This is a genomic window from Kitasatospora sp. NPDC094028, assembly GCF_049543595.1.
In the GTDB taxonomy this organism is placed as follows: domain Bacteria; phylum Actinomycetota; class Actinomycetes; order Streptomycetales; family Streptomycetaceae; genus Kitasatospora.
In genome coordinates this window covers 16,277-38,886 of sequence record NZ_JBMVFA010000040.1, presented here as the reverse complement: position 1 = coordinate 38,886, position 22,610 = coordinate 16,277, and the positions used below count along the sequence as shown (strand labels likewise).

General features: G+C 75.5%; 22 protein-coding genes. 16 read left to right on the top strand and 6 right to left on the bottom strand.

All coding sequences use genetic code 11. The features are described from left to right. Window positions 1-22: 22 nt before the first annotated feature. Window positions 23-979, top strand: coding sequence for a proline dehydrogenase family protein (locus ACPC54_RS36475; RefSeq protein ID WP_498971017.1), 957 nt, complete (start codon window positions 23-25; stop codon window positions 977-979). A 90-nt stretch (window positions 980-1,069) separates the two neighbouring features. Here ACPC54_RS36475 and ACPC54_RS36470 read toward each other — a convergent pair whose 3' ends face one another. Next, window positions 1,070-1,240 carry a hypothetical protein gene (locus ACPC54_RS36470; protein WP_498971015.1) on the bottom strand — a complete coding sequence of 57 codons (171 nt, stop codon included), beginning with the start codon at window positions 1,238-1,240 and terminating at the stop codon, window positions 1,070-1,072. After that, a complete protein-coding gene (locus tag ACPC54_RS36465) occupies window positions 1,237-2,787 on the bottom strand; it encodes an MFS transporter (RefSeq protein WP_498971013.1) in 1,551 nt (516 codons plus the stop codon). The genes ACPC54_RS36470 and ACPC54_RS36465 overlap by 4 nt, the downstream gene beginning before the upstream one ends. 145 nt (window positions 2,788-2,932) lie before the next feature. Here ACPC54_RS36465 and ACPC54_RS36460 point away from each other — a divergent pair, with 145 nt between their 5' ends. The 10 genes from ACPC54_RS36460 (at window position 2,933) to ACPC54_RS36415 (ending at window position 13,771) form a co-directional block, all read left to right on the top strand. Continuing rightward, a complete protein-coding gene (locus ACPC54_RS36460) occupies window positions 2,933-3,610 on the top strand; it encodes a TetR/AcrR family transcriptional regulator (RefSeq protein WP_498971011.1) in 678 nt (225 codons plus the stop codon). A gap of 121 nt (window positions 3,611-3,731) precedes the next feature. Beyond that, window positions 3,732-4,358: a hypothetical protein gene (locus ACPC54_RS36455; protein ID WP_498971009.1), complete on the top strand. Its 627-nt coding sequence runs from the start codon at window positions 3,732-3,734 to the stop codon at window positions 4,356-4,358. 218 nt (window positions 4,359-4,576) lie between these two features. Continuing rightward, window positions 4,577-5,203 carry an ECF RNA polymerase sigma factor SigK gene (gene sigK, locus ACPC54_RS36450; protein ID WP_498971068.1) on the top strand — a complete coding sequence of 209 codons (627 nt, stop codon included), beginning with the start codon at window positions 4,577-4,579 and terminating at the stop codon, window positions 5,201-5,203. 183 nt (window positions 5,204-5,386) lie between these two features. After that, entirely contained in the window at window positions 5,387-6,421 is a 1,035-nt protein-coding gene (locus ACPC54_RS36445) for a MerR family transcriptional regulator (RefSeq protein WP_498971007.1), read from the top strand. 278 nt (window positions 6,422-6,699) lie between these two features. Beyond that, a complete protein-coding gene (locus ACPC54_RS36440) occupies window positions 6,700-7,962 on the top strand; it encodes an NAD(P)/FAD-dependent oxidoreductase (protein ID WP_498971066.1) in 1,263 nt (420 codons plus the stop codon). 5 nt (window positions 7,963-7,967) lie between these two features. Next, entirely contained in the window at window positions 7,968-8,804 is an 837-nt protein-coding gene (locus ACPC54_RS36435; RefSeq protein WP_498971064.1) for a DUF1365 domain-containing protein, read from the top strand. Further along, the gene (locus ACPC54_RS36430) at window positions 8,801-10,093 is read left to right on the top strand and encodes a class I SAM-dependent methyltransferase (protein WP_498971005.1); all 1,293 of its coding nucleotides are present in this window, start codon (window positions 8,801-8,803) and stop codon (window positions 10,091-10,093) included. Before ACPC54_RS36435 ends, ACPC54_RS36430 begins: the two co-directional genes overlap by 4 nt. Further along, on the top strand, window positions 10,090-10,929 hold the full coding sequence (locus tag ACPC54_RS36425; protein ID WP_498971003.1) for a DUF1295 domain-containing protein: 840 nt from the start codon (window positions 10,090-10,092) through the stop codon (window positions 10,927-10,929). Before ACPC54_RS36430 ends, ACPC54_RS36425 begins: the two co-directional genes overlap by 4 nt. After that, complete coding sequence (locus ACPC54_RS36420) at window positions 10,926-12,239, top strand: cryptochrome/photolyase family protein (RefSeq protein WP_498971001.1); 1,314 nt, start codon at window positions 10,926-10,928, stop codon at window positions 12,237-12,239. Before ACPC54_RS36425 ends, ACPC54_RS36420 begins: the two co-directional genes overlap by 4 nt. Window positions 12,240-12,268: 29 nt before the next feature. Next, window positions 12,269-13,771: an SDR family oxidoreductase gene (locus ACPC54_RS36415; RefSeq protein WP_498970999.1), complete on the top strand. Its 1,503-nt coding sequence runs from the start codon at window positions 12,269-12,271 to the stop codon at window positions 13,769-13,771. Here the strand turns inward: ACPC54_RS36415 and ACPC54_RS36410 are convergent. Next, window positions 13,734-14,723, bottom strand: a complete 990-nt coding sequence (locus ACPC54_RS36410) for an SDR family NAD(P)-dependent oxidoreductase (protein WP_498970997.1) — start codon at window positions 14,721-14,723, stop codon at window positions 13,734-13,736. The genes ACPC54_RS36415 and ACPC54_RS36410 overlap by 38 nt on opposite strands. A gap of 193 nt (window positions 14,724-14,916) precedes the next feature. On the opposite strand from ACPC54_RS36410, the gene ACPC54_RS36405 reads away from it, so the two are divergent. Both ACPC54_RS36405 and ACPC54_RS36400 read left to right on the top strand, forming a co-directional pair. Next, complete coding sequence (locus tag ACPC54_RS36405) at window positions 14,917-15,684, top strand: hypothetical protein (RefSeq protein WP_498970995.1); 768 nt, start codon at window positions 14,917-14,919, stop codon at window positions 15,682-15,684. 201 nt (window positions 15,685-15,885) lie between these two features. Next, window positions 15,886-16,320: a CBS domain-containing protein gene (locus tag ACPC54_RS36400; RefSeq protein ID WP_498970993.1), complete on the top strand. Its 435-nt coding sequence runs from the start codon at window positions 15,886-15,888 to the stop codon at window positions 16,318-16,320. Window positions 16,321-16,434: 114 nt separating this feature from the next. On the opposite strand, the gene ACPC54_RS36395 is transcribed toward ACPC54_RS36400, so the two are convergent. After that, window positions 16,435-17,394 carry a ketopantoate reductase family protein gene (locus ACPC54_RS36395; protein ID WP_498970991.1) on the bottom strand — a complete coding sequence of 320 codons (960 nt, stop codon included), beginning with the start codon at window positions 17,392-17,394 and terminating at the stop codon, window positions 16,435-16,437. A 276-nt stretch (window positions 17,395-17,670) separates the two neighbouring features. Here ACPC54_RS36395 and ACPC54_RS36390 point away from each other — a divergent pair, with 276 nt between their 5' ends. Then, window positions 17,671-18,342 (top strand): GOLPH3/VPS74 family protein, encoded by a 672-nt coding sequence (locus ACPC54_RS36390; RefSeq protein ID WP_498970989.1) that lies wholly within the window; start codon window positions 17,671-17,673, stop codon window positions 18,340-18,342. A 64-nt stretch (window positions 18,343-18,406) separates the two neighbouring features. On the opposite strand, the gene ACPC54_RS36385 is transcribed toward ACPC54_RS36390, so the two are convergent. After that, window positions 18,407-19,591, bottom strand: coding sequence for an alanine--tRNA ligase-related protein (locus ACPC54_RS36385; RefSeq protein ID WP_498970987.1), 1,185 nt, complete (start codon window positions 19,589-19,591; stop codon window positions 18,407-18,409). Window positions 19,592-19,891: 300 nt separating this feature from the next. After that, complete coding sequence (locus ACPC54_RS36380) at window positions 19,892-20,722, bottom strand: MBL fold metallo-hydrolase (protein ID WP_498970985.1); 831 nt, start codon at window positions 20,720-20,722, stop codon at window positions 19,892-19,894. A gap of 413 nt (window positions 20,723-21,135) precedes the next feature. On the opposite strand from ACPC54_RS36380, the gene ACPC54_RS36375 reads away from it, so the two are divergent. Continuing rightward, a complete protein-coding gene (locus ACPC54_RS36375) occupies window positions 21,136-21,720 on the top strand; it encodes a sigma-70 family RNA polymerase sigma factor (protein WP_498970983.1) in 585 nt (194 codons plus the stop codon). Continuing rightward, window positions 21,717-22,460: an anti-sigma factor gene (locus tag ACPC54_RS36370; RefSeq protein ID WP_498970981.1), complete on the top strand. Its 744-nt coding sequence runs from the start codon at window positions 21,717-21,719 to the stop codon at window positions 22,458-22,460. Before ACPC54_RS36375 ends, ACPC54_RS36370 begins: the two co-directional genes overlap by 4 nt. Window positions 22,461-22,610 lie beyond the last annotated feature (150 nt).

Here is a 22,610-nt window from a genome sequence, read left to right as displayed (position 1 = left end):
AACAGCCAGGTACCGAATGTCCATGCACACGCACACGCACATCGCCGACGCCGACCTCACGGCACGGACGGCCCAGGTCCTGCGCACCCTGGCGCTCGACGAGGAGCTGAAGTGGCGCATCCCCGGCGACCCCGTGCTGGGCCCCCTGGCCCGCAAGGTCGCCCGGCGGTACGTGGCCGGTGAAACCCTCCCCGACGCCCTGGACCGCGCGCGGCAGATCCTGGCCGCCGGCCACCGGGTGAGCGTCGAGTACATGGGTGAGAGCTGCCGCGACCCGCAGCGGGCCGTCGAGGAGACCGACACGTTCCTCGCCGCCGCCCGGCTCCTGCCGCCCGGGTGCTCGATCTCCCTCGACCTGTCGCACGTCGGGCTCGCCGTCGACGCGGAGCTCGCGCTGGCGAACGCCTCCCGCATCGCCCGGGCCACCGCCGCCACCGGGCGGGAGATGATGATCTCGGCCGAGGGCTCCGACCGCACCGACGCGGCGCTGGCCGTGCACCGCGCGCTGTGCGCGCGTTTCGACCACGTGGGCATCACCGTCCAGGCGCGTCTGCACCGCACCGCGGACGACCTGCCGGAGCTGCTCACCCGGCCCGGCCGGATCCGGCTGGTCAAGGGCGCCTTCCTCGAACCCGAGAGCATCGCCCATCGGCGGGAGGCCCCGGCGCTGGCCGCCGCCTACCTGACGTACGCCGAGCAGCTGGCCGACTCGGGCCACCTGTGCTCCTTCGCCACCCACGACCGGGAGCTGATCGACCGCATCGACCGCCACCTCGGCGGGCGGAACCGGGGCGGCGCCCCCTGGGAGTTCGAGACCCTCCTCGGCCTCGGGCCCGACCGCCTCGACGCCATGGCCGAGCGCGGCCACCCCACCCGCGAGTACGTCGTGTTCGGCACGGAATGGTGGCTCTACGTCTGCAACCGGCTCGCCGAAGACCCCCAGCGGCTGCTCCGGGCGCTCGTCGACGCGGCCGCCTGAACCCGCTCCGCCGCGCGGCCGGCGTCCTGGGCGGACCTCGCCGGACCTCGCCGGACCTCGCCGGATCCCGGTAGCGACCGCGTCCGCCGGTCACGGCAGCAGCACCTCGCGGTGCTGCCAGGCGAGTTGGAGCAGCGCGGCACCGGCCGGCTGCATCGGCTCGCGACCGGTCAGGCGCTCGACCTGCACCTGCTGACCGGCCGCCCACGGGGAGTCGCCACCGCCCGCAGACCGCGGCGCGAGCCGCAGGGCTCGGCTCACCGCCGCAGCGGGGCCGGCGTCCGCGCCCGGCGAGGTGCCACGGGCGCCGAGCGGGGGCCGGGGAGCGCCAGGGCCAGGACGGCGCCGAGCAGGCAGACGCCCGCGCCGACGGTGCAGGCGGTGTGGAATCCGGCCATGAAGGAGTCCCGCACCGCTGCCCGGAGCGCCGGAGCCCCGCCCGGGCCGGCGGCTTCCGCCGTGTGCAGCGCCGCGGCCACCGAGCCCCTGGCGGTGGCGAGCGTCGCGCCCGGGAGGGCGGCGAAGCCGGTCGCGGAGAGGTGGGAGGCGTAGAGGGAGGTGAAGACGCTGCCGACGATGGCGACCCCGAGGGTTCCGCCGGTCTCGCGGGTCGCGTCGTTGACGGCCGATCCGACCCCGGCCTTGGCCGGGGGCAGGACGCTGAGGATCGACTCGGTGGCCGGTGCGGTCGTCAGGCCGAGGCCCAGGCCGATGAGGACCATCTGGCCGACGACCAGGCCGTAGGACTGGAACGCGGGGGAGAGGGCGATCCAGCCGAAGGAGGCCCCGAGCATCAGGAGGCCGGTGGTCACGATCGTGCGGGTGCCCGCCCTGGCGGCGAGTGCCACACCGCCGAGCGAGCCGAGGGCGATCGTGAGTGCGACCGGCAGGATCCGCACACCGGTGGCCAGGGCGCCGTAGCCGCGGATGAACTGGAAGTACTGCGTCACCAGGAAGATGAAGCCGAAGAGTGCGAAGAACGCGACGGTGACCGCGCCGCTGGCGGCGGAGAAGGCCGGGGTCCGGAACAGGGTGAGGTCCACCATCGGGTGCCCGCGCCCGCGTTCGATCACCAGGAAGACCGTGGTGAGCGCGGTTGCGGCGGCGAAACCGGCGAGCGTGGCGGGCTGGTCCCAGCCCCGGGTCGGCGCCTCGATGATCGTGTACACCAGGACGCCGATGGCGGCCGAGGCGGTGAGCAGTCCGGGTGGATCCAGGCGGGCGTTCGACGGGTCCTTGGACTCGGGCACCCAGAGCCAGGTGGCGGCCAGGGCGATCAGCGCCACCGGTACGAGGGCGAGGAAGACCGACGGCCAGGCGAAGTGGGCCAGCAGGAGTCCGCCGACCACCGGGCCGACCGCGACGCCGAGACCGGTGACCGCGCCCCACAGCCCGACCGCCTTGGCGCGCTCGCGGCGCTCCGGGAAGCAGTTGGTGATGACCGACAGGGTGGTGGGGAAGATGATCGCCGCGCAGGCCCCCATGGCGAAGCGGACCGCGATCAGGGCTCCCGAGGAGCCGGCGGCGGCGCCCAGCGCGCTGGTGAGCGCGAAGCCGACGAGTCCGGTGAGGAGTGCGGGCCGCCGCCCGAACCGGTCGCCGAGCGATCCGGCGGTCAGGACGAGGGCGGCGAAGGAGAGGTTGTAGCCGTCGACGATCCACTGGAGGTCGCGCGTCGTCGCGTGGAGCTCGCGCCCGAGATCGGGGAGGGCGACGTTGACGATCGTGGTGTCCAGGTTGATGGCGAAGGCCGCGAGGCAGACGGACGCGAGGGCGAGCGAGCGCCGGGGCACGGTTCGGTGGGGCATGGCCGCCTCCGACCAGGGGGAACGGGGGGACGGGTGGAATGGAGCGGGTACTGCGGTCGCCTCGATGTTGACGGTGGGAACATGTGGATATTTGCTACATTCCACCTCAAAGTGGACATTGTCAACATCGGAGAGAGAAGCCGACATGACCCGGCCGTATCACCACGGGAGCCTCCGGGAGGCGCTGGTCGCCAGCGGTTTCGACCTCGCCAGGACGGGAGGTCCCGCCGCCGTCGTCCTGCGCGAGGTCAGCAGGCAGGTGGGCGTCTCGCACAACGCCGCGTACCGGCACTTCGCCGGCCAGGAGGACCTGCTGGCGGCGGTAGCGGCGCGCTGCATGGACCGGCTGGGGCGGCTGATGATCAGCCGGTCGGCGGCCGTCGACCTCCCCGACGAGGTCGCGGCGGCCAGGGCGCGGCTGGAGGCGATCGGGCGGGCGTACATCGACTTCGCCCTGGCCGAGCCCGGCTGGTTCCGGACCGCCTTCTGCGGCACCGGTCCGGCCTCCGACGACCGGCCGGCCTCCGGCGACGGCCCGGCCTCCGACGACGGCCCGGCCTCCGCAGGCGGGCCGGCCGGAGTGTCGGCAGCGGACGGCGAACCCTCCGCGCACCCGTACGCCATCCTGTCGGCTCACCTGGACGACCTGGTCCGGCTCGGCGCCTTCCCTGCCGCCCGCCGCCCCGGCGCCGAGTACGCCGCCTGGTCGGCGGTTCACGGCCTGTCGGACCTGCTCGTGGAGGGCCCGCTCCGGGGACTGCCCGACGCCGAAGTCCGGGCCGCGGTCGCGGCGGTGCTGTCGACCGTTGCCCGAGGCCTCTGACGGAACCCGGGCGGCCTGTCCACGGGCCGCGGGGCGGAGCCGGTGCACCGGCGGGGCGGCGGGCTGCCACACTGGGCGGCGGTGATTCCCCGTCACCCCTTGCCGAGCCCCCGGAGGCAGAGTGGATCGCGAGCGGTACGTCCCGGATCCCGACCAGCTCCTGCACCCTGGGCAGGGGTCGACGGAGTACTACAACGACGCCAACGGCGCCGTCCACAGCCGCAAGACGCACGACGGGCACGGCAACACCTACACGCACAACGAACAGCTCGGCCCGCAGGAGCGGTACGGCTACCAGTACTACCCGGGCCCGCCTCCCACCGCCGCCCCCGGATCGCGGGCGTCCACCGACCAGGTGGCCGGCCCTGCTCCGCACCCCGCACCGGCCGAGCCCCTCGCCTCGGGGCCGGCACCGTCGCGGGTCGGTCCGGCAGGCCGGTCCGATCAGGGCACGGACGGGGACGGCGAAGGTGCCGCCGTCGCCCTGGCGCTGTTGTCGGTGGGGATAGCCCTGCCCGCCGTCGTGGGGTACGTCCTGCGTCGTCGGGCGCTGGCCCGACGCGCGAACACCGATCCGGGCTGGGCGTTCATCGCCCTCGAACCCGCGTGGCTGGCCTGGCTGTGGATCTGGCTGATCGCCGACGACGTCGAGGCGCTCACGGTGTGGCGCGCCGCGCTGCTCACGATCGCCCCGCCCCTCTGGCTGGCGCTGCGCAGCCGCCGGCGCCGAGCCGGCCTCCTCGGATAAGCGGTTGCCCCACGGCGGTTTCCTCGCCCCGGTTGCCCGGTGACCACACCAGACCTGCGCTGGCCGGTCGGACCGTGGACCCCGGCGAAGTCGCTCGCGGTACGGGCGAAACGCTGCACAAACGGTTCGACTGGCTGATGTGCCGTGCGTCGCTGCACGGTGAGGGCGTGACTTCGCGAACGTGGACCGAGAGTGGCGCGGGCTTCGCCGGTGGCTCCGTGCCGGTGGCCGAGGAGCTGCCTGGTCTGTTGCGGCGGGCGGCCCGCGGTGACCAGGCGGCCTTCGAGGCGCTGTACCGCGCGGTGGCCGGGCCGGTGTACGGGGTCGCGCTGCGGACGCTGCGCAGTCCGGCGCAGGCCGAGGAGGTCGCGCAGGAGGTGCTGCTGGAGGTGTGGCGGACGGCCGCCGCCTACCGGGCCGAGCGCGGCTCGGTGATGGCGTGGGTGCTGACGATCGCGCACCACCGGGCGGTGGACCGGGTGCGGGCCGTGCGGGCGTCCACCGAGCGCGACGAGCGGGCCGGGTTCCGCGAGCTGGTGGCGAGCGATCCGCCGGAGGAGCAGGCGGTCCGCTCGCTGGACCGGCAGCGGGTCCGGTCCGCGCTCGCGCAGCTGAGCGCGGCGCAGCGCGAGGCCGTGGTGCTGGCCTACTACGGCGGGTACACGCAGCGGGAGATCGCGCACCGGGTCGGTGTGCCGCTGGGCACCGTCAAGACCCGGATCCGCGACGGTCTGATCCGGCTCCGGGGCGCGATCATGCCCGACGAGGTTCGTCCCGGGCCGCGCGAGCGGCCGGCCGGGGAGCCGGTCCTCGGATCGGGCCGCGTGGCGGCGGCATCGCGGTGACGGCGGCGGGCCTGCTCCGGAACCGGAGCGCAACCCCGGTAGGATTCCCCGGACTTCCCGGCTCCGGGAGGACGTCATGACGCTCGGCCGGCGGATCCCCGGCCGCGAGTGGCCCGGGCCCGCGGGCCTGCGGCGCCGGAGTCGGTCGGGCCGCGCGGGGGCCGCCGCAGGGAGGAACGCGGGATGGTCGGTTCGTCCGCTGCGGGCGGTGCCGGGCCACGGCGGGGCGGCGGCTCGTCCGCTGCCTCGGACCCGTTGCGCGACGTGGGTCTGCCGACCGGTGGCGTGGCCCAGCGGCTCGGGGTGTCCCCGGCCACCGTCCGTTCCTGGGAACGCCGTTACGGCATCGGCCCCGCCCACCGGGAGGCCGGGCACCACCGCCGCTGGAGCCGGCAGGACATCGCCGTGCTGGAGGCGATGTGCCGCCTGACCGCCCGCGGGGTGCCGCCGGGCGAGGCCGCCCGCGCGGCCCTGGCCGAGCGCGCCGCCGACGACGACGGGGCCCGACGCCCCGAGCCGCGCCGGGCGGACGGGCAGCCGGGCCCCGGCCCGGGCGGGAGCCGGGCGCTGCGGGTGGGAACGGTGCGCCCCGAGTGCCGAGGCCTGGCCCGGGCGGCGGTGCGCCTGGACGCGCCGGAGGTCGTCAGGATCCTGGACGAGGCGGTCGACACGCTCGGGGTGATCGACGCGTGGACGGAGGTCATGATGCCCGCGCTGCGCGCCGCGGGCCGCAAGTGGGCGGCGGACGGCGAGCAGTACGTCGAGGTCGAGCACCTGCTGTCCTGGCACGTCTCCACCGCGCTGCGGGGCGCGGCGGTGGGTACGGTCGGCACCCGGCCCGCACCGCCCGTCCTGCTGGCCGCGACACCCACGGAGCTGCACACCCTCCCGCTGGAGGCGACGGCCGCGGCGCTGACCGAGCGCGGGCTTCCGTTCCGCATGCTGGGCGCGGCCGTCCCGCCCCGGGCGCTGCTCGACGCCGTCCACCGGCTGGGCCCGGGGGCGGTGATGATCTGGTCCCAGGACCAGCGCAGCGCGGACCGCGAGCTGGTGCGGCGGGTCGGCGCCAGCGCGTGGGGGGCCCGCGGCTCCCGCGCGGGGGCGGTCGTGGTCGCCGCCGGGCCCGGCTGGGGGCGCGGCACGTCCCCGGCCGGCGCCGCGATTCCCCGTACGCTCGCGGACGCCGTCGACCTCCTCGAACAGGCGATCACGGGCTGAAGCCGGGCCGCCCCCCTTCCGTTGCCGCCTTCTCCGGCGCGCCTGGGATGTCCGTGCCCGCTCGGGTGCCCGTCGCGGTGAAGTCACCCCAATCCGGGCCGGGGCCGGCTCCGAAGACCTGATGCAAGGAAAGTGCGGGCCGCGACGCGGCCGCGTCAGGAGGGGCTCCCGTGACCACGTTCGACACCGTCTCCGACACTCGGGCCGCCGACCGGGCCACCGCCGCTCCGCCCGCCGCTCCGCCCGCCGCCACGGCCGGTGGCGCGCGTCCGCGGCGGGTGGCGGTGGTCGGTTCCGGCGTCGCCGGGCTCACCGCGGCGTACGAGCTCTGCCGCGCCGGGGTGGAGGTGGAACTGTTCGAGGCGGACGGCCGGCTCGGCGGCCACGCCCACACACAGGACGCCACCGGGCGCGACGGGCGCCCGGTGGCGCTGGACACCGCGTTCCTGGTCCACAACGAGCGGACCTACCCGCACCTGGTCCGGCTCTTCGGCGAACTCGGCGTCCGCACCCAGGACAGCGAGATGAGCATGTCCGTGCGCTGCGACGGCTGCGGCCTGGAGTACGCCGGGGCGAGGGGGCCGGCCGGTCTGCTCGCCCGGCCCGGCGCCCTCGTCCGCGGCCGGTACCTGCGCATGCTCGCCGAGGTGCCGCGATTCCACCGGCGGGCCCGCCGCCTGCTCGCCGACCCTGCAGCGGGAGACCCGAGCCTGCGGGACTTCCTCGCCGCCGAGGGCTTCTCGCCGTACTTCGTCAGCCACTTCATGACCCCGGTGGTGTCCGCCGTCTGGTCCTGCGCCCCCGACCTCGCGGGCGACTACCCGGCCCGCTACCTCTTCGCCTTCCTCGACAACCACGGCATGCTCGCGGTGACCGGATCGCCGACCTGGCGCACCGTCGTCGGCGGCTCGCGCACCTACGTCGAGAGGATCGCCGAGCGGCTGACCGCCGTCCACCGGTCCACCCCCGTACGCGCGGTGCGCCGGTACCCGGACGGCGTCACGGTGATCTCCCCGGACGGGCGCCGCACCGAGGCCGACGCCGTGGTGATCGCCACCCACGCCGACCAGGCCCTGCGCCTCCTCGCCGACCCGACCGAGGCCGAGCGCGAGGACCTCGGCGCCTTCGGCTACTCGCGCAACCCCACCGTGCTGCACCGCGACCAGACGGTGCTGCCCGCCGCCCGGTCGGCGCGCGGATCGTGGAACTACCGGATGCCGCACTGCACCGCCCCCGCGGACCGGGTGCGGGTCAGTTACCACCTCAACCGGCTGCTGCGGCTGGACACCGCCGAGGACTACCTGGTCACGCTCAACGAGGACCGCCAGCACCCGATCCCCGAGGAACTCGTGGTCTCCCGCACCGTCTACGAGCACCCCGTCTACACCGCGCGCACGGTCGCCGCCCAGCGCCGGCTGCCCCGACTCACCACCGCCAGAACGGCGTTCGCCGGCGCCTACCACGGCTGGGGCTTCCACGAGGACGGCTGCCGCTCCGGTGTCGAGGCCGCCCGCGCCCTGCTCGGGGTGAGCGCGCCGTGACCACGCTGCCCGGGCCCTGGGGCGCCGTGCTCTACGACACCCTCACCACCCACGTGCGCACCGCCCCCCGGCCACGGACCTTCCGGCACCGCGGCTACCTGTGGCTGGTGGACCTCGACCGCCTGCCGGTCCTGCCCCGGCCCCTGCGGCCGCTGGCCCGGTTCCTGCCGCGCGACCACGTCCTCGGCCCGGCCGGCGCCGGCCGCGCCCCGCACCCGGCCGGCGGCCCGCACGCCACCGACCCGGCCGGCCGGGCCCTGACGGTCCGCCAGGACCTGGAGCGCTACCTGGCCGGCCACGGCGTCCGGCTCGGCGACGGGCAGGCGCTGATGCTCACCCAGGCCCGCTCCCTGGGGTACGTGTTCAACCCGATGACCGTGTACTGGTGCCGCGACGGGGCCGGGCGCCCGCTGTGCACCGTCGTCGAGGTCCACAACACCTACGGCGGCCGGCACCGCTACCTGCTGCCCCCCGACCCCGAAGGCCGCGCCGAGAGCGCCAAGGACTTCTACGTCTCCCCGTTCTTCCCCGTCGACGGCCGCTACCGGATGGTGCTGCCCGAGCCGGGCCGGCGCCTGCGCCTGACGGTCCACCTGGAACGCCGGGGCGGCCGCGCCTTCACCGCCACCGTCCGCGGCACCGGGCGCCCGGCCGGCCCCGCCGCCCTGGTGCGCGCGGTGCTCGCCCACCCGTTCGCCACCTGGGCCGTCAGCCTGCACATCCGCTACCGGGGCATCCGCCTGTGGCTCAGCGGACTGCCCGTCCACCCGCGCCCGAGCGCCGGCCCGCCCCCGCCCGTCCCGGAGCACGCGCCGCCCACCACCGAGGTGCCCACCCCATGACTACCACGCTTCCCCCGACACCCCCGGTGCCCCCGGCGCCCGTCGTCGATCCCGCCCGCTGGCCCGACGTCGCCCGGGTGCCGAACGCGCCGCTGCGGGCGGCCGTCGCCGCGCGCCTGCTGCGCCGGGTGGCCGCGCGGCGCGGCCTGCGCGTCGAACTCCCCGGCGGCCGGACCCTGCAGCCGGCCCCGCCCGGCGCGCCGGTGCTGCGCCTGCACCGTCCCCGGGCCTTCCTCCACCGCCTCGGCGAGAGCGGCCTGATCGGCTTCGGCGAGGCCTACCAGGCCGGCGACTGGGACAGCCCCGACCTGCCCGCCCTCCTCACCGCCCTCGCCAGCGCGCCCGAGACCCTGGTGCCGGCCGGCGCGCAGTGGCTGCGCCGGCTGTACGTCCGGCGCCCGCCCACGGCGGAGCTGTCCACCGCGGCGAACGCCCGGCGCAACATCCACCGGCACTACGACCTGTCCAACGACCTGTTCGCGCTGTTCCTCGACCGGACGATGACCTACTCCTCGGCCGTCTTCCCGACCGGCCCCGGCCGCGAGCCGCTCGCCACCTGGACCGGCCTGCCCGCCGCCCAGCACCGCAAGATCGACCGGCTGCTCGACCTCGCCCGGGTCGGCCCCGACACCCGGCTGCTGGAGATCGGCACCGGCTGGGGCGAACTCGCCCTGCGCGCCGCCGCCCGCGGCGCCCGGGTCGTCAGCCTCACGCTCTCCGAGGAACAACTCGCGCTCGCCCGGCGCCGGATCGCCGACGCCGGCCACGCGGAGCGGGCCGAGGTCCGGCTGTGCGACTACCGCGCCGCCGAAGGCCGGTACGACGCCGTGGTCAGCGTCGAGATGATCGAGGCCGTGGGGCGGCCCTTCTGGCCCGACTACTTCGCCACCCTCGACCGCGTCCTGGCACCCGGCGGGCGCGCCGCCCTGCAGGCGATCACCATGCCGCACGACCGGATGCTCGCCAGCAGCCGCACCTACACCTGGATCCTCAAGTACGTGTTCCCCGGCGGCCTCATCCCGTCCCTGCGGGCGATCGAGGAGGCCGCCGCCCGCCACACCCGGCTCCGGATGACCCGCGCCGACGCCTACGGGCCGCACTACGCCGAGACCCTCCGGCTGTGGCGCGAACGCTTCACGGAGCAGTCGGCGCAGATCGCGGCCCTCGGCTTCGACGAGGTCTTCCGGCGCATGTGGGAGCTCTACCTCGCCTACTCCGAAGCCGGCTTCCGCACCGGCTACCTGGACGTCCACCAGGTGCTGCTCACCCGCGAGGAGGAGCGGCCGTGAACGCCGGTGCCTTCGCCGCCGGCCTCGCGGTCACCGCCGCCGTCGCCCTCGCCGTCCTGCTCGCCGCCTTCGCCGTCGGTGCGCGCACCGGCCGCCACCGCGGCGTGGACGTCGCCTGGGGGCTCGCCTTCACCGCCGTCGCGCTCAGCGGCTACGCGCTCTCCGACGGCCACGGCGACCCCGGGCGCCGGCTGCTGCCCACCGTGCTCGTCGCCGTCTGGGGCCTGCGGCTGTCCGCCCACCTCTGGTGGCGGGCCCGGGGCGCACCCGAAGACCCGCGCTACGCCCGGATGCTGTCCCGCGCCCCCGAGGGCCCGCCCCGCACCCGGTACGCGCTGCGCACGGTCTACCTGCTGCAGGCCGCCCTGGTCTGGTTCGTCTCCCTGCCGGTCCAGGCCGCCCAGTACGACCCCCGCCCGCCCGGCGCACTCGCCTGGGCGGGCACCGCCCTGTGGGCGGTCGGCCTGTTCTTCGAGGCGGTCGGGGACCGGCAGCTCGCCCGCTTCAAGGCCGACCCGGTCAACCACGGCCGGATCATGGACCGCGGCCTGTGGCGCTACACCCGCCACCCCAACTACTTCGGCGACGCGTGCGTCTGGTGGGGCCTGTTCCTGCTCGGCGCGGACACACCGGTCGGCTGGGCCTTCGTCCTCAGCCCGGTCCTGATGACCTGGCTGCTCGCCTTCGGCAGCGGCAAACCGATGCTGGAACGCCACCTGGGCACGCAACGGCCGGGATGGGCCGCGTACGCCGCCCGGACCAGCGGCTTCGTGCCCCTACCGCCCCGCCGACACCCGAGAACCCGCACCGCACCACCCCGAAGGGCCGACCCGTGACCGTCTCCATCGCCCTGTTCACCCAGGACCTGCGCCTGCACGACAACCCCGTGCTCCACGCGGCGCGCACCGCCGCCGACCAGGTCGTGCCGCTGTTCGTCCTCGACCCCGCCGTGGCGGCCGCGGGCTTCGCCGCCCCCAACCGGCAGGCGTTCCTGGCCGAGTGCCTGGAGGACCTGGACGCCTCGCTGCGCCGGATCGGCTCGCGGCTGACCGTACGGCGCGGCGAGCCCGCGGCGGAAACGGCCCGGGTGGCCGCCGAGACCGGCGCCGGCTCGGTGCACGTCGCCGCGGGCGTCAGCGCGTTCGCGCACCGCCGGGAGGCACGGCTGCGGGCCGTGTTCGGCGACCGGCTGCGCGTCCACGACGCCTCGCTCACCGTGGTCCCGGCCGGGCGGATCACCCCGGCCGGCCGCGACCACTACGCCGTCTTCACCCCCTACCACCGCGCCTGGCGGCAGGCACCCCGCCGAACGGTGCTGGCCGCGCCCCGCACGCTCGCCACGCCGGACGGCGTCGGCAGCGCCACCCTCGTGGTCGAAGCCCCGTTCTCGCCCGCCCTGCCGCGCGGCGGCGAGCAGGCGGCCCGGCAGCGCTGGCGGGCCTGGGACGTGGACGGGTACGCCGACATCCACGACGACCTCGCCGCCGACTCCACCTCCCGGCTCTCCCCGTACCTGCACTTCGGCTGCCTGTCCCCGACCGAACTCACCGCGCACGCCCTGCGGCACGAGAGCGCCGGCGCGGAGGCCTTCGTCCGCCAACTCGCCTGGCGCGACTTCCACCACCAGGTCCTCGCCGCCCGCCCCGACGCCGCGCGCCACGACTACCGCACCAAGGCCGACCACTGGCACCACGACGAGGAGGAGGCCGAGGCCTGGCGCCGGGGCCGCACCGGCTACCCGATCATCGACGCCGGCATGCGCCAACTCGCCCACGAGGGCTGGATGCACAACCGCGCCCGGCTGCTCACGGCCGGCTTCCTCGCCAAGACCCTCTACCTGGACTGGCGGATCGGCGCCGCCCACTTCCTCGCCCTGCTCGTCGACGGCGACGTGGCCAACAACCAGCTCAACTGGCAGTGGGTCGCCGGCACCGGCACCGACACCCGCCCCAACCGCGTCCTCAACCCGCTGCGCCAGGCCGACCGTTACGACCCCACCGGCGACTACGTGCGCCGCTGGGTGCCCGAACTCGCCCACCTGCCCGGCCCCGCCGTGCACCGGCCCTGGCTCCTCGCCGGCGACTACCCGCCGCCGATCGTCGAGCCCGAGCACCTGACCACGCGCTTCCGGCGCGGACGGCCTTGACGGGAGCCCGGACGAGGAGAGGAGTGGACATGAACGCACCGCGACCCGGACCGAAGCGCTGCCTGGTGACCGGCGCGAGCGGCTACCTCGGCGGCCGCCTGGTGCCGGAGCTGATCGCCCGGGGGCACCCCGTGCGCTGCCTGGTGCGCCGCCCGGACCGGCTGCGGGACCAGCCGTGGCGCGCGGACGCCGACATCGCCGCCGGTGACGTGAGCCGCCCCGAGAGCCTCGCAGGGGTCTTCGACGGCATCGACGTCGCCTACTACCTCGTGCACTCGCTGGGCACCGGGCCGGCCTTCGAAGCCACCGACCGCGCGGCCGCGCGCGCCTTCGGGGCCGCCGCCGCGGCCGCGGGCGTCACCCGGATCGTCTACCTCGGCGGCCTCGTCCCCGCCGGGGTGGACGAAGCGGACCTCTCGCCCCACCTCCGCTCCCGGGCCGAGGTCGGCCGGATCCTGCGCGACAGCGGCGTTCCCACGGCCGAACTGCGGGCCGCCGTGATCATCGGCTCCGGCAGCGCCTCGTTCGAGATGCTCCGCCACCTCACCGAACGCCTGCCCGTGATGGTCACGCCGCGCTGGGTCTCCACCCGGATCCAGCCGATCGCCGTCCGGGACGTCCTGCACTGCCTGGCCGGCGCCGCCGACCTGCCGCCCGAGGTGAACCGCACCTTCGACATCGGCGGGCCCGACGTCCTGACCTACGCGCAGATGATGCACCGCTACGCCCGGATCGCCGGACTGCGCCGGCGCCTCATCGTCCCCGTGCCGGTCCTCACCCCCGGCCTGTCCGGCCACTGGGTCGGCCTGGTGACCCCGGTGCCCAACGCCATCGCCCGTCCGCTCGTCGAGTCCCTGCGCCACGAGGTCGTCCGCGGCGAACACGACCTCGCCCGGTGGGTGCCCGACCCGCCGGAGGGTCTGACCGGCTTCGACCAGGCCGTGACCCTCGCCCTGCGCCGGATCAAGGACGCCGACGTCGCCACCCGCTGGTCCTCCGCCTCGGTGCCCGGCGTCCCCAGCGATCCGCTGCCCACCGACCCCGACTGGGCCGGCGGCAGCCTCTACCAGGACCTCCGGGAACGCACCGTGACCGCGCCACCCGCCGCCGTCTGGCAGGTGATCGAAGGCATCGGCGGCGACAACGGGTGGTACTCCTTCCCGCTCGCCTGGGCCCTACGCGGCCGGCTCGACCGCCTGATCGGCGGCGTCGGCCTGCGCCGGGGCCGGCGCGACCCCGCCCGGCTGCGGGTCGGCGACTCCCTCGACTTCTGGCGGGTCGAGGAGATCCGACCGGGCCGGCTGCTCCGGCTCCGCGCCGAGATGCGGCTGCCCGGCCTGGCCTGGCTCGAACTGTCCGTCACACCGGACGGCGACCACCGCACGCGGTACCGGCAACGGGCGCTCTTCCACCCGCACGGCCTGGCCGGCCACGCGTACTGGTGGTCCGTCGCGCCGTTCCACACCGTGGTCTTCGGAGGAATGGCCCGCAACATCACCGAACGTGCCCGCCGGGGCTCGTCGGTGCGGTGAACGTCGGCGCGGTGAACGTCGGGTCGGTGCCGGTCAGTTCGCGGCTGGCCGCCCAGAGGCGCGCCGCCGTCCGGGTGTCGGTCAGCTGCTCCCAGAGGGGCTCGGTCCCGGGCGTGCCACGCAGTCCGAACGCCCGCGGGCTCAACATCCGGCCGCCCCGCGCGCCCGGGTCGAGCGCGGCCCGGACGGCGGGCCAGGCGGCGGTGTCCTTGCCCTGGACGATCAGGCCGAGCGGCAGATGGCGCAGCCGTTCGCCGGTGGTGCGGACATGGACCGGTGGACGCGAGGGGGTGAGGGAGTCGAGGGCGCCACCGGGATGGACGAGCAGGCTCAGGGTCGTGCTGCCGGAGGCGCGAAGGCGGCGGTCGAGTTCGACGGCGAAGAGCATCTGGGCCAGCTTGGAGCGCGCGTAGGTGCGCTTGGGCCGGTAGTCGACCGTGCTCTGGAGGTCGTCGAGGTCCAGGCGCTCGGACTTGGCCGCGAAGCTCCCGGTGGTGATGATCCGGCTGCCCGGGGTCGCCATGAGCAGCGGGGCCAGGTGGTGGGTGAGAGCGAAGTGCCCCAGGTGATTGGTCGCGAACATGAGTTCGAGGCCGTCCCTGGTCTCGCGGCGCGGCGGGTGGTCGAGCGCCACCCCGGCGTTGTGGACGACCGCGTCGAGGCGGTCCAGCCCGAGCGCGGCCACGGACGCCTCCAGCGAGGCGGGATCGGCCAGGTCCAGCGGCACGTGCCGCACCCTGGCGCCCGGCACCCGCGAGCCGATGGAGCCGATCGCGGCCTCGGCCCTGGCCCGGTCGCGGCTGCCGATGACGACCGTCGCCCCGGCGCCGGCGAGCTGTTCGGCGACGAAGTACCCGATGCCCGCGTTGCCACCGGTGACCAGGAAACTCCTGCCGCGGGCATCGGGCAGCCGGCGGGCGTCCCAGCGTGGGGCGTGCGGGGAAGAGGACATGGGTGGCTCCCGGAGCTCGGAGGGTACGGAGGAGGGCGGGACGGCGCCGTCACGGCCGACCACGCCCGGTCCCCAGCGTCCCGGAGGCCGCTCACATCCCGCTGACAGGCCGCCGGCATCCGACCGTCATTCAGCGGCCCGCGCGGTACCATCCGAGCGGCACCGCCGGCTGTCGAGTCCAAGGGAGACGCCGTTGCGCATCGTCGACGCCCGTACCGGGGAGCGCGCCGAGCTCCGACCCCGCCGGGTCGGGCTCCTGCGAGTGACAGTGGCGGTGGGAGAGCAGGACCGCGGGTTCGATCCCGGGGATCTGCGGGCCCTGCTGGCCGGTGACGTGCTGGCCCGGACCTGCGAGGCGCAGGGGCTGCAGGTGTTCACCGGGCTCGCCGTCCCGGACGGCTCGGAGGAGCGGGTCGAGGCCCTGCTGAAGGCCGCCGGGCAGCTCGGCATCCACCCGCCCGCCCGGGTGGGCCCGCAGCGGGAGGCGGCGACGGCCGACCTGGCCGTCGCCGGCCGTCCGGACCTCGACGTCGCCGCCCCGGCGCTCCTGGTGACGGGACCGGTCACCGAGGACTCCCCGGACGGGGGTGTGCCGGGCGGGCGGCCGGGGCCCGAGCGCGATCCCTTCGCGCTGCGCCTGCTCCTCCTTGAGCACGCCGTCACCGACCCGGTCCGGATCACCGCGGCCGCGCTGGCGGACGCCGAGGCGAGGATCGCCCGCTGGCGGGCGCTGGTGGCCGACTTCGCCTGCGCGCCGTCCGGGCCGCCGGACGCGGACATGGTCCAGGCGGGCTTCGACGGGCTGAACGAGAACCTGGACGCCCGGGTCGCGCTGCGCGCCCTGCAGGCGCTGGACGAGCGCTCCGACCTGGCGGACGGCACCCGCTTCGAGACCTGCCTGCGCCTGGACCAGGTCCTCGCGCTCGAACTCGCCCGCGACATCGGCCGCGGGCCCCACTGAACCGCCCGGGTGCCACTGAACCGCCCGGGCGCCACTGAACCGCCCGGGCCCCGCTGAATCGCCCGAGTGCCGCGCCCACGTCCGGGAGCGGTCGCGGGCGGCCCCGGGGTCGCCTACGGTGAGGGCACGGTCACCCTGCGAGCGGCGCTGTGGACCGCTGGGGGAGGACCGGGCGGGGGGAACACCGACGAAGGAGTCCCCGTGACCACTGCCCGAGACATCATGCACACCGGCGCCCAGTGCATCGGCGCCCACCAGACGCTGGACGAGGCCGCGCGGATGATGCGCGACAAGATGGTCGGCGCGCTGCCGATCTGCGGCGACGACCAGAAGCTCCACGGCATCATCACCGACCGCGACATCGTGATCCGCTGTCTCGCCGAGGGCAAGGACCCGGCCGGCATGACGGCCATCGAGCTGGCCGGGCACCTGCACTGCGTGCGGGCCGACGACAGCCTGGACACCGTGCTCAAGAAGATGGAACAGCACCAGATCCGACGCATCCCGGTGATCGACGGCGACCGGCTGGTCGGCATGATCAGCGAGGCCGACCTGGCGATGGGCCACCGCGACGGCCACCAGGTGACGGACCAGCAGATCATCGAGTTCATGGACAGCGTCTACATGAAGCGGTGACGCCCGGCGCCGACCAGCGGGCGAGCCGCCCGGGCTGAGCGCGCGCCCGTCCAGGTCGTCCGGCAGCTGCCGGACGACCTGGACGCACGGTCGGTCGGCCCCGGGCCGCGGACTTCACGCCGGGTTGGGGCGGTCCCGGTGGGAAAGGCCGGCGGTGGCCGCGAGTTCGGTCACCAGCCGCGCGGTGAGCGGCACGCCGATGCCGTGCCGTTCGGCGGCGCGCAGGACGGCTCCGCCGATGGCGTCCAGCTCCAGGGCGTGGCCCGCCTCCGCGTCGCGCAGCATGGAGGACTTGCCGTCGGCGGGGAACGCGTCGTAGCGCTGGAGGATCTGGGCGACGACGGACTGCCCGCCGCAGGCGCGGCCGACCGCGACGGTCTCCTCGACCAGGGCCGTCAGTTCGTCCCTGTGCTCGGTGCGGATCGTGCCGATGGGCAGGCGGTGGCGGGTGGTGAGCAGGGCGAAGGGGGCGAGGAACGCCAGCTTCGCCCACAGGACCTGGTGCTCGTCCGGGAGGACGCGGGTGGTCACGCCGGCGCCGGTGAGGAGTCCGGCGAGCGGGGCGAGCCGGTCCTGCCGGCCGGCCAGGTCGATCTCGACGAACGAGCTGCCGTGCCGGATGACGCCCGGCGCGGTGCGGGCGGACTCGACGCGGACCACGGCCGGGACGACGCGCTCGTCGCCGTAGTGGGCCCGCAGGGCGTCCGCGTGCTCGACGCCGTTCAGCAGCGGCAGCAGCACACCGTGGGCGAGCCACTGGGGCGGGACGCGGTCGAGTGCCGCGTCGAGGGTGGTGTTCTTGACCGCCACCAGGCACAGGTCGACGGGCTCGCGCAGCACGGTGCCGGCCTCGACCGCCGCGGTGAAGTCGCCGAACTGCCTGCTGCTGACGCGGATTCCGTCCTGGCGCAGTGCGTCGACGGTCTCCTCCCGGGCGAGGCAGATCACGCGGTGTCCGGCGCGGGAGAGCAGTGCGGCGAGCAGGCCGCCGACGCCGCCGGGGCCGAGCACGGCCACGGTCGAACGGTCGGGGACCGGGACGGACGCGCTGACGGGCTGTCCGGATTCGGACATGGGTGGGTTCCTCTCGGTTGGCGGGTCGGCACCGGAAAGGTTGCCGCCCTGGGCCCGGCGTGATCATCCACTCGGAACGCGGGCGGAGTCAATGAGTGCGCTGCGGGCGGCCGTTCCCGGACGGGCCGTGCGCCGGAGCCGCGCACCCGCTCGGGAGCGGAGGGGAAACGGGGAACTGGGCCGCGCGAGCGGGCGTTGCTGGCTGAGGACACGTGGGTGCGGCGGCCGGCCGGCGCGTTGCGGCGTGGCCGGTCCGTACAGGGAAAGGAATGGCACATGCACGTCACCCTCGCCGAGGAGCTGATGCTGCTCTCGCTGGACGACGAGTCCGGTGTGGCGAAGGACGGTTCGAACGCCGGGTGGGCGGTGGCGGGCGGCTTTCTCGCCGATCTCGCGCTGGCCGGGCGGGTCGCGCTCGACGAAGGTCGGCTCAGCGTCACCGACCGTACCCCGACCGGCGATCCGCTGCTCGACGAGCGACTGGAGCGGCTCGCGGAGTGGGTAGCCGGCAAGGCTCCCGGCAAGGCGAAGGCGGCGGACTGGCTGGCCAAGGACCACGTCACGGCCGTCCGTGCCACCGTGCGGCGGCTGTGCGAGCGCGGCCTGGTCGTGGAGGAGCGCCACCGGGTCCTCGGCCTCTTCCCGGTCCGGCGCTATCCGGAGGCGGACGGCTCCGTCGAGCGTGAACTGCGCGCGCGGCTGGCCGCCGTGATCCGGCAGCACCGGACGCCCGACGTCCGTACCGCGACCCTGATCGCCCTCCTGCACGCGGCCCGGCTGCACGGGCTGGCGTTCTCCGACCTCCCGCGTGCGCGGGTCGAACTGCGGTTCGCGGAGATCGCCGCGGGCGACTGGGCGGGCGAGCCGGTCGGGCAGGCGATCCGGAACATGCGCGTCGCCGTCGCGGCGATCACGGCCGTGACGGTCGCCGCGGCGACCGCGGGCTGACGCGCGGTCGACGCGTGGTCGCCGGCCCCGGGCCCGCCTCGGGGTGAGCGGGCCCGGGCGACCGTCACTGCGACCGGAGGTCGAGGACCAGGTCGCGGGGCAGGCCGTGGGTGTCGTGGAGGTAGTGGAGGTCGTCCTCGGTGAGCGGGCCGCGGAAGCGGGGGCGGGAGAGCACCTGGCGGCCGCGGGCCAGGAGGCGGCCGAACCGCCGCTCCTCGTCGAGCAGCACCTGGCGGACCGTTTCGGGGTGCACGCCCTGGCGGAAGTGGTCCAGGGTGTGCCGGATCAACTCGTCCGGCAGCTCGCCGAGTCCGGGTCCCTGCCGGTGCCCCTGCTGCGGGTCGTCCCGGTGCAGCACGGTGAGCACCCGGCGCAGCAGGCGGCGCAGGACATACCCCTGGCCGGTGTTGGAGGGGCGGACGCCGTCGCCGATCACGACGACGGCCGAGCGCAGGTGGTCGCAGACCAGGCGCAGTGACGGTTCGTCCAGCCGCCACAGGGTCGGGACGAGGCGGCGCCAGGGGTCGAAGACCTCGCAGTCGAAGACGGACGAGTGGCCCTGCAGGAGGGAGGAGAGGCGTTCCAGGCCGAGGCCGGTGTCGATGTTGCGCTGGGGGAGCGGGGCGAGGGTGCCGTCGTCGAGGCGCCGGTGGCGCATCATCACGTGGTTCCACACCTCGACCCAGCGGTCGTCCCGGGTGGGGGTCGACTGCGGCGGGGTGTCGCCGGTCCACAGGAAGATCTCCGAGTCGGGGCCGCAGGGGCCGGTCGGCCCGTTGGACCACCAGTTGTCCTCGACGGTGAGCTCGACGGGGATGCCGCGGTCCTCCCACAGGTCCAGGGAGTCGGTGTCCGGGCCGACCTGGTCGTCGCCACCGAAGACGGTGACGTGGAGCAGGCCCGGGTCGATGCCGAACCCGTCGGTGAGCAGTCCGTGGCCCCAGTCGAGGCTCTGCGGTCCCTCGTAGTCGCCGAGGGACCAGGTGCCGAGCATCTCGAAGAGCGTGAGGTGGGTGCGGTCGCCGACCTCGTCGAGGTCCGTGGTGCGCAGGCAGCGCTGGACGTTGACCAGCCGGCGGCCGAGCGGGTGCGGACGTCCCTCCAGGTAGGGCGTGAGGGGGTGCATACCGGAGGTGGTGAACAGCACCGGGTCGCCGGGCGGGGGCAGCAGGGTCGAGCCGGTGATCCGGTGGTGGCCGCGGTCCTCGTAGTACTCGATGAAGGTGCGGACGAGCTGGTCGGTGTTCATGGGGTGGCTCCTTCGCGGGGGCGGGGGAGGCACCGGAATCGGGTCCACGCGATCATCGGAAGCGGGGCGCAGAACGCCCCGGAGCCACCACCGGCGGACCGTTTTCCGGTCGCCGTGGGGAGTGAGTGGGGTACGTCAGGCGGCGGCAACCGGCGAGCTGGTCGCTCGCGCGGTGGCGGTGATCGGGCCGGTGACGTTCATGGTGCCGAGGGTAACGCGGCGGGCACCCCGGGGCACGCGATTTATTGTGCGTGCCCCGGGCCGCCCGGGTGTTCGCCCCGGAGCCGGCCGGCCGGTCGGTCAGCCGATCGGCGGTGCGAGGTACTCCAGCGCGTAGCCGTCGCCGGTGCCGTCGCCGGCGGGGGTGACGCGGGCGATGCCGGGCGAGTCGAGGTGCGCGCCGGCGACGAAGTGGTCCGGACGGGCCAGCTGTTCGAGGAGGGCCGCTCGTGCGGCGCGGGCCCGGGCCTGGTCCCGGTCGAACTCCCAGGCCACGTCGGGCTGTTCGAACTGCAGGGTGGGGACGTGGACGGTGTCGCCCCAGACGAGGAGGCGGCCGGTGCCGCTCCTGACCTCGTACACGGTGTGGCCGGGAGTGTGGCCCGGTGTCGGGATCGCGGTGGTCCAGTCGTTGATCGCGACCCGCTCCGACACGGGCACGACCCGGTCGCGGACCGGTTCGAGCCGCCCCGTGAACACCGGGGCGTCGCCCGCGCCGATCCACACGCGTTCGAGTCCGGTGAAGGCCTCCGAACCGTCCGGCGCGATCAGGCCGCTCACGTGGTCCTGGTGGTCGTGGGTGATGGCCACGTCGGTGATGCGCGCCCGGTCGACCCCCGCTTCGTCGAGCGCGTCGTAGATCAACCCCATGGTGGGGTCGGGCCAGTTGTCGGACGCGCCGGTGTCGACGAGGACCGACCGCGTGCCATCGGTGACGAAGAAGGCGTTGACGGACAGCCGCAGGTTGTCACCGGCCAGCGGGACGGTGGGCGGCAGCACGTCGAGCGGGCGCCCGTCCTTGCCGCGGAGCCGGGTCGGCGGCATGTCGATGTACCCGTCCCGCAGCGAGACCACCTGCAGGTCGCCGAATTCGAACGTGGCATGGTGCCGGCCGGTCGAGATCAAACGCATGGAACCCCCTCGGTCGTGTCGGGCGAGCATCGCGTGTCCGCGGTGGAGGACGCAATCCTGTTCGGCGGAAACACCGGAGTCGCCGCGGGCCGGCGTCGTCCGCGGCGGGGCATCTCGGTCTGTGCTCGGGGTTCGCGGCCCGCGCCCGCGCCCGCGCCCGCGCGGTGCGCGGGCCGGCCGTCGCGCGGGCTTCCGCAGGATGCGGGAGGGTGGAGCGCCGGGGCGCCGCACAGTCTGGCCCGGTGAACGAACCGGGACCCATCCGGCGCCCGCCCGGCTCCGAAGAACACGTGTCAGCCAGTTCTGTTCACTCGACCGGGCCCTCGTTCCGGCCGTGGTCATGGGAGGCCCGTGATGCCCGCCGTTAGCCCGCGGGGCGCTTCGCCCGTCCGCCGAGTCGCCGGGGTGGCCGGATGAGCACCGTCGTCCACCTGACCGGGCCCGGGCGGCCGGGACCGGACCTGAAGGACGTGCTCGCCCGGGTCGCCCGCGGCGACCAGGACGCGTTCTCCCGGCTCTACGACGCGGTGGCCGCGCCGGTGCTCGGCCTGGTGCGCCGGGTGCTGCGCGACCCGGCGCAGTCCGAGGAGGTCGCCCAGGAGGTCCTGCTGGAGGTGTGGCGCACCGCCGCCCGCTACCGGGCCGAGCGCGGCGAGGTGATGACGTGGGTGCTCACCATTGCCCACCGCCGCGCGGTGGACCGGGTCCGCTCCGCCCAGGCCGCCGCCGACCGTGACCGGCGCGCGGCCGCCGCCGCCCACACCCCGGCGTTCGACGAGGTCGCGGAGCAGGTCGAGGGCCGGCTGGAACGCGAACAGGTCCGGCGGTGCCTGCGGGCGCTGACCGAGCTCCAGCGCGAGGCGCTGACGCTGGCGTACTACCGCGGCTACACCTACCCCCAGGTCGCCGAGGTGCTCGGCGCACCGCTGGGCACGATCAAGACCCGCATGCGCGACGGACTGATCCGCCTGCGCGACTGCCTGGGGGTGGGCGCATGAACACCGCCGACCTCCACGCCCTGACCGGTGCCTACGCCGCGCACGCCCTCGACCCCGAGGAGAGCGCCGCGTTCGAACGCCACCTCGCCGACTGCCCGGCCTGCGCGCAGGAGGTCGCCGAGTTCACCGCGACACTGGCCCGGCTCGGCGCCGCCCAGGCCGTCGCCCCTCCGCCGGCCATGAAGACCCGGGTGATGGCCGCGCTGCCGACGCTGCGCCAGGAGGCCCCGCGCACCGCGCCCGCCCCGGGGCGTCGGCGCGGCCGCCTCGCCAGGAACTGGCCGAAGCTCGCCCTCGCGGCCTGCCTGGCGCTGGCCGCCGGCGCCGGCGGCGTGGCCGTGCAGCAGCACCAGCAGGCCGGACAGGCCCGGGCCCGGGCCGCCGCGCTCCAGCAGCAGCGGGACCGCCTGGCCGCGCTGGTCACCGCGCCCGACGCCCGTACCGCCACCGGGGCGGCGGCCGGCGGGGGCGGCGTGGGCACGGTCGTGTGGTCGCACGGTCGCGGCGAGGCCGGCTTCCTGGCCTCGGGCCTGCCCGTGCCCGCCGCCGGGAGCACGTACGAGCTGTGGTTCGACGACTCCGGGACGATGCGCCCGGCCGGGCTGCTGCCCGGGGGCGACGGTGTGCTCCTGCTGACCGGGCCGCTGGACGGGGCGACCGGCGTCGGCGTCACCGTCGAACCGGCGGGCGGCTCCGCGCACCCCACCTCGGCGCCGATCCTGCTGCTGTCCTTCGGCTGAGCCCGGCCGTCCGGCGGCTCAACTCGCCGCGGACAGGCGGGGCCGGCCGGCGCGGCGGTGGCCGTGGCGATCGGCGGCCGGTTCCGGGCCCGGGTACGGGCCAGCTGACCAGGCGTCCCCCGGGCGCGCGGGCCGGGCCTCGGCGGCACC